The sequence below is a fragment of the Tardiphaga sp. 20_F10_N6_6 genome, from assembly GCF_052076045.1.
GTDB classification, from domain to species: Bacteria; Pseudomonadota; Alphaproteobacteria; order Rhizobiales; family Xanthobacteraceae; genus Tardiphaga; species Tardiphaga robiniae.
Genome location: NZ_CP197239.1, coordinates 4,231,412 through 4,244,627 on the forward strand (window position 1 = coordinate 4,231,412; position 13,216 = coordinate 4,244,627).

A 13,216-nucleotide genomic window follows, 5' to 3' on the forward strand; every position below is an offset into this window, starting at 1 on the left:
GTGGCGGATCAGGCGATAAGCCTGATCCGAGGCCTGCTCACGTCTTCGTCAGCCACTTCCGCTTCCGTGTCAGTCGTCTCAGGAATGAGCGTCGGCGTGCCGAAGACGTCCGGAAATGGATCGAAAGTGCCCGCCACCTCCCGGAGCGGCTTTTGTTTGTCGGCCCAATGCAATGCCGTGTAGTCGAATCCGAGTTCAATGGTCGGCTTCACTACTTCGAAATAGGGCGAGATATCGAAATCCCTGGGCATATACAGCGATGAATCGCGGATGTGCAGAATCTCGCGACGGGCCTGGCGGCTACCGGCGCGGGTGATTTTCGGCAGAATCGGATAGCGCACGGCATCGAAAGCCTGCGCGATCAATGCCGAGCAGATGATCTTGGTGGGATCGCCGGAGCCGAAAGCGATCATGCGCCGCCGCCAGCGCTGGGGTATTGGCAGCGGGATCAGGAAGCGCATCAGGTCGAGAATGTTCTTGGTGTCGTAACCAAAGCCAATCCGGTTGATGGCGTAGCGACACACAGTGGTGCGGTCCTCGTAGGACAGACCGACCGGGCGGCACAGGCGGGTGTGGAACGGATAATATTTCGACAGCGGTGCCGAGGTGACACCTTCGCCGATATTGGCCTCGATCAGCACATGCGGCTCGCCGTTCGGCTCTGCAGCACCATCGATTGGGCCGACATAGAGCGCGGCATGCGACCAGGTCGATTGCGTGAGATATTTGATGATGCCGGAGACGCGGTTGTTGCCTTCGACCAGCAGCACGTCACCTTCCTCGATGATACCGCGCAGGCGTTCGGGGTCGCTCGGCGTGAATGGCTCGTAGCCGGGCAGCTCCTTCTGCAGATATTTCGCGATCAGTTTCCCGACCGTATCGAGCATGAGGCCCATGATCGTGACTCCCCCAGCGCGGTTCATGTCGACCGCTTTCCCTGGCTCCATCATGGTCGAGAGCCATTGCAATTTGGTTCATGCCCGCGCGGCGCTGGTGACGATTCATTCACCACGACGGTTGCCGCACACCCTCGAATACGGCAAGGTTCGCGAGACGTTCTCATGCATCATAAAATTTCGGAAACCATGTCATGACGATTTCACGCCGAGATTTCCTGTCGGCGTCCGCAGCATTGACACTTGTGCCGCTGTTCGGCGCAAGGACATTGGCCGCGTCGCTGCCGCGGGATGCTGACATTGTCGTGATTGGCGCGGGCGCTGCGGGCATCGCTGCGGCGCGTCGTATCCAGGCGGCCAATCGCAAGGTGATCGTGGTCGAGGCCTCCAGCCGGATTGGCGGACGGTGCATGACAGACGCGACAAGTTTCGACGCCCCGTTCGATCGCGGCGCGCGCTGGCTGCACACGCCGGAAACCAACGCAGTGGTGAAGCTTGCCTGGCCGGTGGGAATTGATGTCGCGCCATCGCCGCCGAGCCAGAAGCTGCGTATCGGCCGTCGCAATGCCCGCGCCGGCGAGACCGAGGAATTGCTCGCTGCGGTCGTGCGGGCCAATCGCGCCATCGACGAAGCAGCGCGCCGTGCCGACATCTCCTGCGCCGCGGCGCTGCCGAAGGACCTCGGGGACTGGGCGGGCACGATCGATTTCGTGCTCGGGGCCTATGCGACCGGCAAGGACCTCAAGGATCTCTCGACGCTGGATCTCTCGCGCGCGCAGGATCGCGCCATCGATGTTGCCACGCGCCAGGGGCTCGGGGCGTTGATGGGCAAGCTCGGCGAGGCCGTTCCGGTGGCGCTGTCGACCCCTGCGACGCGCGTGACCTGGAGCGGACGCGACATCGGCGTTGAGACGGCGTCAGGGCGCATTGCGGCGCGGGCGGTGATCATCACCGCATCAAGCAATGTGTTGTCGTCGGGGGCGATCAAGTTCACGCCGGAACTGCCAAAACGGCAGCTCGACGCGGCGGCAAAACTCAGCCTCGGCAGCTATGACCGTATCGCGTTACAGTTTAGTGGCAATCCGCTCGGGCTTGGTCGCGATGAGCTGATGGTCGAGCAAAGCACGAGCACACGTACGGGTGCGCTGTTTGCGAATATTGGCGGGTCATCGCTGTGTACCGTCGATGTCGCGGGCGCATTCGGCCGCGACCTTGCAACTCAGGGCGAGGCCGCGATGGTGGCTTTCGCCGTTGAATGGCTGACGAAGCTGTTCGGCTCCGATATCAAACCGGCGATCAAGCGTTCTGCAACGACGCGCTGGGATACGATGCCATTCGTGCTCGGAGCCATGTCGGGGGCCGCACCGGGTGGTCAGGCCTCGCGCCGCGTGTTGGCTGAGCCTATGGGCAATCTGTTCCTTGCCGGCGAAGCCACGCACGAAACATTGTGGGGCACGGTCGATGGCGCATGGGAAAGCGGCGAGCGCGCAGCAGAGGCGGCGCTCAAGAAGATCGGCGCAATGAAAGAGCCGGGACCAGACAAGCCGGTGCGGACGAAGCAGCGGCGGCAGCGGTCGAGCGGAGCGGGGTTGGAGTAGCCGCGACGTGAGGCTGCTATTGGCGCTACACCGGTAGCGCCAGCTGCATCAGATCTTTGGCCACGATGATCTTGCCGGAAAAATTCTTTCGCACGCCCGAGATCCAGTCCTCGTCGGTGACTTCGGGATCGTCGCCCGGCACGAAGTGGCTGAGCACCAGCACCTTCACGCCAGCCGCGGCGGCGATGCGGCCGACATCCTCGGTGGTGGTGTGGCTTTCCATCAAATGCTTTTTCAGCGTTGCGCCGTTCTTCGTCTTGATCACCAGCCGGTCAACAGCGGGCATGTAAAGTGCCTCATGCACCAGCACGTCCGCTCCCTTGGCGAACTCTGCTAGCCTCGGGTTGTAAGCGGTGTCGCTGGAGAACACGATGACGCCGTCGGGCGTCTCGAATTTGTAGGCGAAGCTGTCGACGATCGGCGGATGCGGAGTGCGAAACGCTGTCACCTTGACGTCGGCGGTCTGCAGCACCACGCCATCCTCGGTGATATCCTTGGCAACGAGCAACGGCCGCGGATCGGGGCGGCCTTCATCTTCGATGCGGGTATCAACGTCGAATTTGTTCAACTCCCAGTAAGTCCGGGTCATTGCCTCGATGCCCTTGGGACCAAACGAGTGGATCGGCGTCGAGAGGCCTGCGGCCCAAGCATTGTAGAACAAGTTGCCGTATTCCAGATTGTGATCGGAATGGTGGTGGCTGATGAAGATATACTTCACCGAGGGAAGCGGCACGCCGGCATTGACCAGTTGCCGGCTGACGCCCATGCCGCAATCGATCACGAATGGCGTTTCGTTGACCACAACGAGGTTGGCGGGATTGGATGCACCGACGCCGACGCGTGGGCCGCCCTTGGTGCCGAGAAATATGATCCTAGTGCGCAGTTTTGCCGGCGTCTGCGCCAGCGCGGGGCGCGCCGCGAGGACCATGGCGCCGGCAGCGGCAAACTTCAGCATGTCGCGGCGATCGATCATGGTCTTCTCCCGTTGTTCTTGAATTGGAGAGACCCTAGCGCCGCGGCGGCTGGCGCCGCAAGTCACGCAAGCGTCAGTGAAATATCCCGTCGAACAGCGGCAGGCTGATCAGCGCCGAGACGGCGATCAGCGCGTAGCAGATTTTGCGGAAGAGCTCATCGCTGGCCTTGCCGAACAGTTTCGAGCCGATCCACAAGCCGAGGCCGAACAGGGGACCGGTGACTACCGCGAGCCCAAGGATGGCCGTGTTCCACAATCCGCCAATCGTATAGCTGATGATGATCAAGACGTCTGCGACCGCGAAATACAGGATGATATTTGCGCGGGTGACGGCAGCGACTGCCGCGTCTCGCAGCCAATACATCACTATGGGCGGGCCGCCGAGTTGCGCCAAGCCACCGAAAAAGCCGGCGACGCCGCCGACGCCGACCGTCACCGGTACGGTCGGCTTACCAGGATAGCGCCAGCCGGAGATCAGTAGCGTCAGCATCGTAACGATCAGTGCGACGATGCCCCAGCGAACAGTCAGCGGATCGGCCCAGGCCAAGGCCATCGTGCCAAGCGGCACGCCAATAAGTGCGCCCAGCGAAATGATGCTGACGTCGCGCCTGTCGGCTCGTCTTGCGGCGTTCGGGATCAGCGTCAACGTGGTCGAGAAGTCGATCAGCAGCAGCAAGGGCGACGCGACCTGCGCGCCCGCCACGCTTGAGGCGAGCGGCATGAAGATCAGCGCCGAACCGAAGCCTGAAAACCCGCGGGCCAGTCCGGCGATGAAGGCGGTGACGGTGATAAAAACGAGCGACGTGGTCGAATACTGGACCAGGCCGAGTGATTCCATCATGCGCGTAACGTGCCGCCCGTCTTCTTCGTTACTTCCGCCACGATCTTCGCTGCCACCGCATCGATTTCCTGATCGGTCAGGGTCTTCTCGCGCGGCTGGATCGTGACAGCGATGGCCACGGACTTCTTGTCGTCGTCGATGCCCTTGCCTTCATAGACGTCGAACACCGTCACATCGGTGACCAGCTTCTTGTCCACGCCGGCTGCCGCGCGGAGGATGTCACCGGACCTGACCTTGCGATCGACGATGAAAGCGAAGTCGCGTGACACAGGCTGGAACGCCGAGAGCTCCAAAGTCGGTTTGGCGCGGGTCGCCTTCTGCTTGGCGTCGGGAATGCGATCGAGGATCACTTCGAAAGCCATCAACGGGCCGTCGGCACCGAGTGCCTCAAGCGTGCGCGGGTGCAGCTCGCCGAAATGGCCGAGGACGTTCTGCGGTCCGATCTGGATCGTACCCGAACGGCCGGGATGCAGCCAGTTCGCGCCACCGGCCACGATCTGCAGCGCCTGCATCGGCGCGCCGGCAGCTGCGAGAACTGCAAAGGCATCGGCCTTGGCGTCGAGCGCGTTCGCAGCGCTGGCGCCTGACCAGTGACGGCCGTTGCCAGCCGACGAGGCGAGACCACGCCGCACGCCGGATGCAGCCATGAACTGATCCTGCGGGCGATCGCCGCGGAAGATCTGGCCGACTTCGAACAGCGCTAGGTCGGACGAACCGCGATGCGCATTGGCCTGAGCGGCTGCGATCAGTCCGGGCAACAGGCTCGGCCGCATGTCGGAGAGGTCGGAGGCGATCGGGTTGGCCAGCGCCAGTTCCGGCGCGCCGCCGCCGAACACCTCGGCATGCGGCTTCGAGATGAACGACCATGTCACGGCCTCGACGAGGCCGCGCGCGGCCAGTCCACGCTTGGCGCGGCGGGTGCGCTGCTGGATCTGCGTCAGTACCGGCTTGCGCGGGGCATCGCCGCGCGGGAACGGCGTCATCGGCACCTTGTCGACGCCGAAGATGCGCATGACTTCTTCGACGATGTCAGCCTTGCCGGTCACGTCGCTACGCCATGACGGCACTGCGACCTTCACCACGGGGCCGCTGCCGGCCACCATGAAGCCGAGATGCGTCAGGATGCGTCGCATCTCCGGGAATGGCACGTCGATGGCGGCGAGGCGCTTCACTTCGGCAATCGGGAAGTCGATGATACGGTCGTCGCCGTAGGGCTTGCCAACGACGATGCTCTCCGACGGTGCGCCGCCGCACAGTTCCATCACCAGCTTGGTTGCCAGTTCGAGACCGGGCACCATGAAGACCGGATCGACACCGCGCTCGAACCGATAACGCGCGTCGGAATTGATCCCGAGCCTGCGGCCGGTCTGCGCGATATTGATCTCGTTCCACAGCGCGGATTCGATCAGTACATCGGTGGTGTCTTCCGAACAGCCGGAGGCTTCGCCGCCCATGATGCCGGCGAGCGATTCCACGCCGTTGTCATCGGCGATAACGCAGGCCTTGCTGTCGAGTGTGTAGGTCTTGCCGTCGAGCGCGAGCAGCGTCTCGCCGTCACGTGCGCGGCGGACAACGATGTCACCCTTTACCTTGGACGCATCGAACACATGCAGCGGACGGGCGCGGTCGAAGGTCAGGAAGTTGGTGATGTCGACCAGTGCATTGATTGGGCGCAGGCCGATGGAGGTCAGCTTCTTCTGCAGCCATTCCGGCGACGGGCCGTTCTTGACACCGCGCACGAGACGCAGAGCGAAGCCCGGGCACAGCTTTGCATCTTCGACGGTGACTTTCACCGGGCAGGGGAATTCGCCCTTGATCGGCTTGATGCCGGGATTCTTGAACACGCCCATGTCGGCGGCGGCGAGATCCCTGGCGATGCCGGACACGCCGGTGCAGTCCTGACGATTGGGCGTCAGATTGATCTCGATGACGGGATCACCGAGCTTGGCCCAATCGGGATAGATCGCGCCGACGGGCGCATCGGCGGGCAGTTCGATGATGCCGTCGATCGCGTCAGGGAGTCCGAGTTCACCCGCCGAGCACAACATGCCCTGGCTTTCGACGCCGCGGATATTGCCGAGACCGATTGTGAAATCCTTGCCCGGGATGAACGTGCCGGGCCTGGCGAGAACCGTCTTCAGCCCTGCGCGCGCGTTCGGCGCGCCGCAGACGATCTGCAGCAGCTTGTCATCGCCGGCATTGACGGTACAGACGCGCAGGCGGTCGGCATTGGGATGCTGCACGGCTGTGACGATCTCGGCGATCGTGAACGGCTTCAGCAGCTTCGCCTTATCGTCGATATGTTCGACCTCGAGCCCGATCATGGTGAGCTTGTCGGTCAGCGTCTCGAGCGACTCGTCGGTCTCGAGATGATCCTTCAGCCAGGAGAGGGAGAATTTCACGTGCTCAGTCCTCCGGCCAGCGTCGGTACTTCAAGCGGCTTGAAGCCGTAGTGATTGAGCCAACGCACGTCGCCTTCGAACAGCTGACGCAGGTCGGCCATGCCGTATTTCAGCATCGCGATACGATCGATGCCCATGCCCCAGGCGAAGCCCTGATACACATCGGGATCGATGCCGCAGGCGCGTAGCACATTCGGATGCACCATGCCGCAGCCGAGAATCTCGAGCCAGTCTTCGCCTTCGCCGAAGCGGATCTCGTTCTTGTCGCGGCGGCACTGGATATCGACTTCCAGCGACGGCTCCGTGAACGGGAAGAACGACGGACGGAAGCGCATATTGACGTTATCGACTTCGAAGAAAGCCTTGCAGAATTCGTGCAGGATCCATTTGAGGTGGCCGAGATGCGAACCCTTGTCGATGACGAGACCTTCGACCTGATGGAACATCGGCGTGTGAGTCTGGTCAGAGTCGCTGCGATAGGTGCGGCCCGGACAGATCACGCGGATCGGCGGCTGCTGGCTCAGCATGGTGCGCACCTGAACCGGTGATGTATGCGTGCGCAGCAGCAGGCGCGAGCCGTCTTCCTTCGGATTGAAGTAGAAGGTGTCGTGCATCTCGCGGGCGGGATGGCCCTCGGGGAAATTCAGCTTGGTGAAATTGTAGTCGTCCGTCTCGATATCCGGACCTTCGGCGACGGCGAAGCCCATGTCGGCGAAGATCGTCGTCAATTCGTCCCAGGTCTGGCTGAGCGGATGAATGCGGCCGAGTTCAGTGGGGCCATCGCGCAGCGGCAGCGTCACGTCGATGGTCTCGGAAGCGAGACGTGCATCGAGGGCTGCGGATTTCAACACATCGCGGCGCGCGGTCAGCGCTTGCGTGACGGTGTCCTTGGCCAGGTTGATGGCCGCGCCTTCGGTCTTGCGTTCTTCTGGCGTCATCTTGCCGAGAGTCGACAACAGCGCGGAGATCGAACCCTTCTTGCCGAGCGCGCCGACGCGCACGGCTTCCAGGGCGGCTTCGTCGGAGGCATTGGCAATATCGGCCAGAATAGTCTGTTGGAGCGTCGTCAGATCGGACATCAGCAACCTCGATGAGAGAGGCGGGCGCCTCTTGCTGTCTGCGCGTCCGACGGAAGGCCGGGCACCAGCTTCTACAGCACGGGTATCACAGGGATTAAGACGTCAATGGCCGGGACAGGAGCGCGTGAACGCTTCTGCCCGGCCATGACAATGTCGATGAATACGCGGAGTGGAGAGCTCAGGCCGCCAGTGCGGCCTTTGCTGGCTTAGGCTGCGAGTGCAGCTTTGGCCTTCTCAGCAATCGCGTTGAACGCCGCCGGCTCGTTGATCGCGAGATCCGAGAGCACCTTGCGGTCGACCGTCACGCCGGACTTGGCGAGACCGTTGATAAACACGCTGTAGGTCATGCCGAGCGGACGGACGGCAGCGTTGAGACGCTGGATCCAGAGCGCGCGGAACGTACGCTTCTTGCGCTTGCGATCGCGGAACGCATATTGGCCGGCCTTGTCGACGGCGGCCTTTGCGGCGCGAATGGTGTTCTTGCGGCGACCGCGGAAACCCTTGGCGGCCTTGTAGACTTTCTTATGCTTGGCGTGAGCCGTCACACCGCGTTTTACGCGAGCCATGACTGATCTCCTTCATCTGAAATAACAAAAGGGGTGATATCCGCCGCAATGAAGCGGCGTAAGGGCGATCAGGCGTTTGGCAGAAAGTACTGCTTGATGTTGTCGCCGTCGGTCTTGAACAGCACGCGGGTGCCGCGGAGCTGACGAATCTGCTTCTTCGTCCGCTTGATCATACCGTGGCGCTTACCGGCATGGGCGGCCATAACCTTACCCGTTCCGGTGACTTTAAAGCGCTTTTTAGCGCCCGACTTGGTCTTCAGCTTGGGCATTTGGCTCTCCTATGGCCACGCAGAAAGCGCCCCGAAAGGCGTTGCGTCGGCTAAAATGCTCGTTAGAGCGTTGAAAATGCTCAACTAACCGCCGTTTGCGGGAAGTCAGCACAGTCGTCGACACGGCAGCCCTTAATCAGCCGGGCGACGAAGGTTGCGCTTATGGCAGAGGAATGCTCCGATGGCAACGATTAACGCGGCTCAACACTCTGTTTAGCGCATGGCTTCAGACTGGTCCGACGCGCCCCGGATGCCTATGTGATCCGGACCAGAGAAACAGAGGGACGACGACAATGGCCCGGAATGCACGTGCCGCCGCAAGGGCGGTTGCCATCCAGCAAGATGCTGCTGCTCAGACCGCCACCCGCTGGATGTTCGCAGCCGCTGGCCTCGCCGCGGCTCTCGCGCTGGCCGGTGCACTCGCCCTCATTTCGGGCTGAGCCGCCCAGCTCCGAACGATCTCAGAATACGCCCAAAGAAAAAGGCCCGCCAGAAATCTGACGGGCCGAAATTCCTGATTACCAACCTCGTTAAGGTCAGTCGGCGCTGTGATCAGCGCGGTGCGAGCACCATCACCACCTGACGACCTTCGAAGCGCGCGTCCTGCTCCACCTTGGCGTATTCGGCGACGTCTGCTTTGACCTTGTCGAGCAGCTTGGTACCGATTTCCTGGTGCGCCATTTCGCGGCCACGATAGCGCAAGGTGATTTTGACCTTGTCGCCTTCTTCGAAGAAGCGCTGCATCGCGCGCATTTTCACGTCGTAGTCATGATCATCGATCATCGGGCGGAGCTTGATCTCCTTGATTTCGACGATCTTCTGCTTCTTACGGGCCTCGGCGGCCTTCTTCTGCGCCGAATACTTGAACTTCCCGTAGTCCATGATCTTGCAGACGGGGGGGCTCACATTCGGCGAAATCTCGACCAGATCCATACCGGCTTCCATCGCCATCTTGATCGCAGCAATGGTTTCCACGGTGCCGTGGTTGAGGCCGGTCTGATCAATCAGCTGGATCTGCAGATTGCGAATTTCATCGTTGGTGCGCGGCCCGTCTTTGGTTGCGGCGGGCGGGGCTCTGTTGGGACGGCGAATGGGTAACTCTCCAATGTTGTTTAGGAAGGCCGCAGTGTGAAGGAATAAGGCGTTTGGAGCAAGCAAACTCACGCAACGCAGCGTCAATCACTCAAATACGAGGCAATTTCGTCACGCGAAAGGCCATAGGCGTCGTACACCGCTTACCTTGCTCAAATAGAGTTCCCCGGCCCGTTCTGCAAGCCGTGGTTGATAGGAGCGCAACGCGGCATCGAGGTGGACGTTCCCTGGGATGATATGGACGCTGAGGGATCGACGTTGACGATCCCGACCTGCTCAATCAAACAGCAATCGGCATTTCAGGGTCGAACAAGGATGGTTTGATGAGCACAACGGTATCGACCGACCCCGCTTTCATCACGGCAGGTACAGGCAGTAGCCGCCGCCAGATCGCGATGCGGGTCCGCGACGGCGCTGCTCCGGGCCTGTTCTGGATGAGTGGCTTCAAATCCGACATGCAGGGCGGCAAGGCGGTGGCGCTCGATGCCTGGGCCGCCGACCATGGCCGGGCCTGTGTACGTTTCGATTATTCCGGCCACGGCGAATCCGGCGGCGATTTCGTCGATGGCACCATCGGCCAATGGCTGGAGGATAGCCTCGCGGCGTTTGATGCGGCCTGCCAGGGTCCGCAGGTGGTGATCGGCTCGTCGATGGGCGGCTGGATGGCACTCCTGCTGGCGCGCGCGCTGGCCCGACGCGGCAAAGTGGGGCGCGCGACGCTGAAGGGTCTGGTGCTGATCGCGCCGGCGCCGGATTTCACCGAAGAGCTGATGTGGAAAGGCTTCTCGCCGGAAATCCGCGCGGAGATCGAGACCACCGGTCAATGGCTGCGCCCGTCGGAATATGGCGAGCCCTATCCGATCACGCGGCGGTTGATCGAAGAGGGGCGCAATCACCTGCTGCTCGGCAGCGCGATTGATGTCGGTTGCCCCGTGCGGATTTTGCAAGGCAGGCAGGACCCCGACGTGCCTTGGCAGCACGCTTTCCGCCTGGCCGAACGGCTGCCGAGCGAGGATGTGGTGCTGACCATGATCCAGGACGGCGACCATCGGCTGTCACGCCCGCAGGATATTGCACGACTATTGTCGGCTGTGGCGGAGTTTTGATTGCATCACCCGCACCGTTGAATAGGCTCGCCTGAAAAGAGCGATCAATCAGCGGGAGGATTCGGATGGACGCTACGGCACTCTTGCGCGCATTTTGCGATGCCGTTGAACAGCGTGACGGCCAGAGCTTCGCTACGCTGTTCACCGAGGACGGCGTCTATCACGACGTCTTCTATGGCGCATTCGAAGGCCGCGTGAAAATCGCCGACATGGTCGACGACTGGTTCTATCGGACCGCGGAAGATTTTCGTTGGGACATGCACACGCCCGTCAGCGACGGCACCACGCTCTATGCGCGCTATACATTCAGTTATCGCTCGAAACTCCCGGAGGCCAATGGCGGCCGCGCGATGTTCGAAGGCGTTGCGATCATGACGCTGCGTGACGGCAAGATCGTGAGCTATCATGAAGTGGCCAATACGGCGCCGGCCTTCGTCGATTTGCATTTCGCGCCGGAGCGCATCGCCAAGATCGTCGCCAAGCAGGGTGAAGCGCTCAAAGCGCGACCGGAGATGGCGCGACACCTGACGAACTGAGCGCAAGCTGCCATTCGTCGTTCACGCTCCCATCCTTTTCAGCGTCGCCGAGTTGCGTGGCGAGCGCAGCAAATTCGTCTGCGGGCATTAGTTGCGACAGCGCCCATATCGCTGCCCCGCGCACCACAGGACTTTCATCGCCCAGCAGCCGCTGCGCATCGCTTACCAGTGATAGGTCGTTCGAATTGCCGATGGCGATCAGCACATTGCGAATGAAGCGGTTACGGCCAATGCGCTTCACGGGTGACTTCGTAAAGAACGCGCGGAAAGCCGCATCGTCGAGCTTCGCGAGTTCGGCCAGCGACGGGGCACGCAACTCATCGCGTGCGGCGAGTTTGATCTCGCGGCCCTCCTGAGCGAATTTGTTCCATGGGCAGGCGGCGAGGCAATCGTCGCAGCCATAGATGCGATTGCCCATGGGCTTGCGGAATTCGCGCGGGATCGGGCCCTTGTTCTCGATCGTGAGATAGGAAATGCAGCGCCGCGCATCGAGTTTGTAAGGCGCCGGAAAGGCCGATGTCGGGCAGCTGTCGAGGCAGGCCTGGCACGAGCCGCAGTGATCGATGGTGCGCGCATCGCGCGGCAGTTCGAGCGTGGTGAAGATCGCGCCGAGAAACAGCCATGAGCCGAATTCGCGCGACACGAGATTGGTATGCTTGCCCTGCCAGCCCAATCCTGCGGCGCCGGCGAGCGGCTTTTCCATCACGGCAGCCGTATCGACAAACACTTTCACATCGCCGCCGGCTTGCGCGATCAGCCATCGCGCCAGCAGCTTCAGGCGCTTCTTGATGAGGTCATGATAATCGTCGCCGCGGGCATAGACCGAGATCGCGGCGTGCGAGCGTTGCTTGAGGATCTCGAGCGGATTCTCGTCGGGTCCGTAATTGACGCCGAGCATGATGACGGAGCGAACGTCCTGCCACATCACCTTGGGGTCGGCGCGGCGGTCGGGATTGTCGGCAAGCCACTCCATGTCACCATGGGCGCCGGCGTTGAGAAATTCCTGTAGCCGTTCGCGTACGCTGGCGATGGCGTCCGGATCGGTGATCCCGATTGAATCGAAGCCCAGCGCCTTCGCCTCGCGCGTCAGCCTATCCTTGAGATCGGCGGGAAGCGTGGCGATCACATCGTCAGCGGGTGGGCTCAGAAATCGAGATCCACATAGGTCCGCGATGCTGGCACGCCCGCCAGCCACTCGCTCAGCAGCGGTCGGAACGACGGACGGGATTTCACCCGCGCGTACCACGCCTTCGCCGCGTCGTCCTCGCTCCATGGAACATCGCCCAGATAGTCGATCGCCGACAGATGAGCTGCCGCGACCAGATCCGCATAAGTCAGTCGGTCACCGGCCAGAAAATTGCGTGTCCGCGCCAGCCAGCCGATATAGGCCAGATGATAGCGCACATTTGCGGTGGCTGCGCGAATCACATCCATCGCCGGGGCGCCGCCGCCGACCTCTTCGCTCATGAAGCGCTTGTAGATGCGTTCGGTGACCAGTGGGCCGGACGCTTCCTCGAAGAATTTCTCGTTGAACCACGCCATCAGCCGGCGCACTTCGATGCGTTCCGCCATCGCGACAGGTAGCAGGCGGCGATCGCCCATCTCCGGTCCATGGGTCTCGTCGATATATTCGGCGATGATCCCGGCGCCAGGAATGGGCGGGAAACCATCGGTGAGCAGCACAGGCGTAGTTCCCGCAGGATTGAGCGCCAGAAATGCCTCGCGCCGATCCCACGGCCGCTCGTCCACCAGTGTGAGGTCGAGTCCGTATTCGCCGAGTACGAGACGAATGAAGCGGGAATGCGGACAGAACGAGTGATGGTAAAGCGTGTACATGCGGGCCTTGATAGTTATGCGG

14 protein-coding genes are annotated in these 13,216 nt (G+C 61.9%); 4 read left to right on the forward strand and 10 right to left on the reverse strand.

All coding sequences use genetic code 11. The features are described from left to right. Nucleotides 1-8: 8 nt before the first annotated feature. Entirely contained in the window at nt 9-896 is an 888-nt protein-coding gene (locus AB7813_RS20380; protein WP_120287707.1) for a YiiX/YebB-like N1pC/P60 family cysteine hydrolase, read from the reverse strand. A gap of 194 nt (nt 897-1,090) precedes the next feature. On the opposite strand from AB7813_RS20380, the gene AB7813_RS20385 reads away from it, so the two are divergent. Next, the gene (locus tag AB7813_RS20385) at nt 1,091-2,494 is read left to right on the forward strand and encodes a flavin monoamine oxidase family protein (protein ID WP_439065448.1); all 1,404 of its coding nucleotides are present in this window, start codon (nt 1,091-1,093) and stop codon (nt 2,492-2,494) included. A gap of 25 nt (nt 2,495-2,519) precedes the next feature. On the opposite strand, the gene AB7813_RS20390 is transcribed toward AB7813_RS20385, so the two are convergent. The 6 genes from AB7813_RS20390 to rpmI all read right to left on the reverse strand — a co-directional run bounded on the left by AB7813_RS20390 (nt 2,520) and on the right by rpmI (nt 8,624). Continuing rightward, complete coding sequence (locus AB7813_RS20390) at nt 2,520-3,467, reverse strand: MBL fold metallo-hydrolase (RefSeq protein WP_439065449.1); 948 nt, start codon at nt 3,465-3,467, stop codon at nt 2,520-2,522. 73 nt (nt 3,468-3,540) lie between these two features. Then, nucleotides 3,541-4,308: a TSUP family transporter gene (locus AB7813_RS20395; protein ID WP_439065450.1), complete on the reverse strand. Its 768-nt coding sequence runs from the start codon at nt 4,306-4,308 to the stop codon at nt 3,541-3,543. Next, nucleotides 4,305-6,710, reverse strand: coding sequence for a phenylalanine--tRNA ligase subunit beta (gene pheT, locus AB7813_RS20400; RefSeq protein WP_439065451.1), 2,406 nt, complete (start codon nt 6,708-6,710; stop codon nt 4,305-4,307). Before pheT ends, AB7813_RS20395 begins: the two co-directional genes overlap by 4 nt. Further along, nucleotides 6,707-7,789: a phenylalanine--tRNA ligase subunit alpha gene (gene pheS / locus AB7813_RS20405; RefSeq protein WP_439065452.1), complete on the reverse strand. Its 1,083-nt coding sequence runs from the start codon at nt 7,787-7,789 to the stop codon at nt 6,707-6,709. The genes pheT and pheS overlap by 4 nt, the downstream gene beginning before the upstream one ends. Nucleotides 7,790-7,995: 206 nt before the next feature. Beyond that, entirely contained in the window at nt 7,996-8,355 is a 360-nt protein-coding gene (rplT, locus tag AB7813_RS20410; RefSeq protein ID WP_068730282.1) for a 50S ribosomal protein L20, read from the reverse strand. Between the two features lie 68 nt (nt 8,356-8,423). After that, nucleotides 8,424-8,624 (reverse strand): 50S ribosomal protein L35, encoded by a 201-nt coding sequence (gene rpmI / locus AB7813_RS20415; RefSeq protein WP_068730283.1) that lies wholly within the window; start codon nt 8,622-8,624, stop codon nt 8,424-8,426. A gap of 293 nt (nt 8,625-8,917) precedes the next feature. Between rpmI and AB7813_RS20420 the strand changes: the two genes are divergently transcribed. Then, entirely contained in the window at nt 8,918-9,064 is a 147-nt protein-coding gene (locus tag AB7813_RS20420) for a hypothetical protein (RefSeq protein ID WP_176454502.1), read from the forward strand. A 112-nt stretch (nt 9,065-9,176) separates the two neighbouring features. Here the strand turns inward: AB7813_RS20420 and infC are convergent, their stop codons facing one another. After that, nucleotides 9,177-9,716, reverse strand: coding sequence for a translation initiation factor IF-3 (infC, locus tag AB7813_RS20425; protein ID WP_086936983.1), 540 nt, complete (start codon nt 9,714-9,716; stop codon nt 9,177-9,179). A 323-nt stretch (nt 9,717-10,039) separates the two neighbouring features. Between infC and AB7813_RS20430 the strand changes: the two genes are divergently transcribed. Together AB7813_RS20430 and AB7813_RS20435 are read left to right on the forward strand one after the other, a co-directional pair. Further along, entirely contained in the window at nt 10,040-10,822 is a 783-nt protein-coding gene (locus AB7813_RS20430) for an alpha/beta hydrolase (protein WP_439065453.1), read from the forward strand. A gap of 65 nt (nt 10,823-10,887) precedes the next feature. Beyond that, a complete protein-coding gene (locus AB7813_RS20435; RefSeq protein WP_439065454.1) occupies nt 10,888-11,358 on the forward strand; it encodes a nuclear transport factor 2 family protein in 471 nt (156 codons plus the stop codon). Here the strand turns inward: AB7813_RS20435 and queG are convergent. Both queG and AB7813_RS20445 read right to left on the reverse strand, forming a co-directional pair. Next, complete coding sequence (queG, locus tag AB7813_RS20440; RefSeq protein WP_439065939.1) at nt 11,318-12,553, reverse strand: tRNA epoxyqueuosine(34) reductase QueG; 1,236 nt, start codon at nt 12,551-12,553, stop codon at nt 11,318-11,320. The genes AB7813_RS20435 and queG overlap by 41 nt on opposite strands. Further along, a complete protein-coding gene (locus AB7813_RS20445; RefSeq protein WP_068730287.1) occupies nt 12,502-13,194 on the reverse strand; it encodes a glutathione S-transferase family protein in 693 nt (230 codons plus the stop codon). The genes queG and AB7813_RS20445 overlap by 52 nt, the downstream gene beginning before the upstream one ends. Between the last annotated feature and the right edge of the window lie 22 nt (nt 13,195-13,216).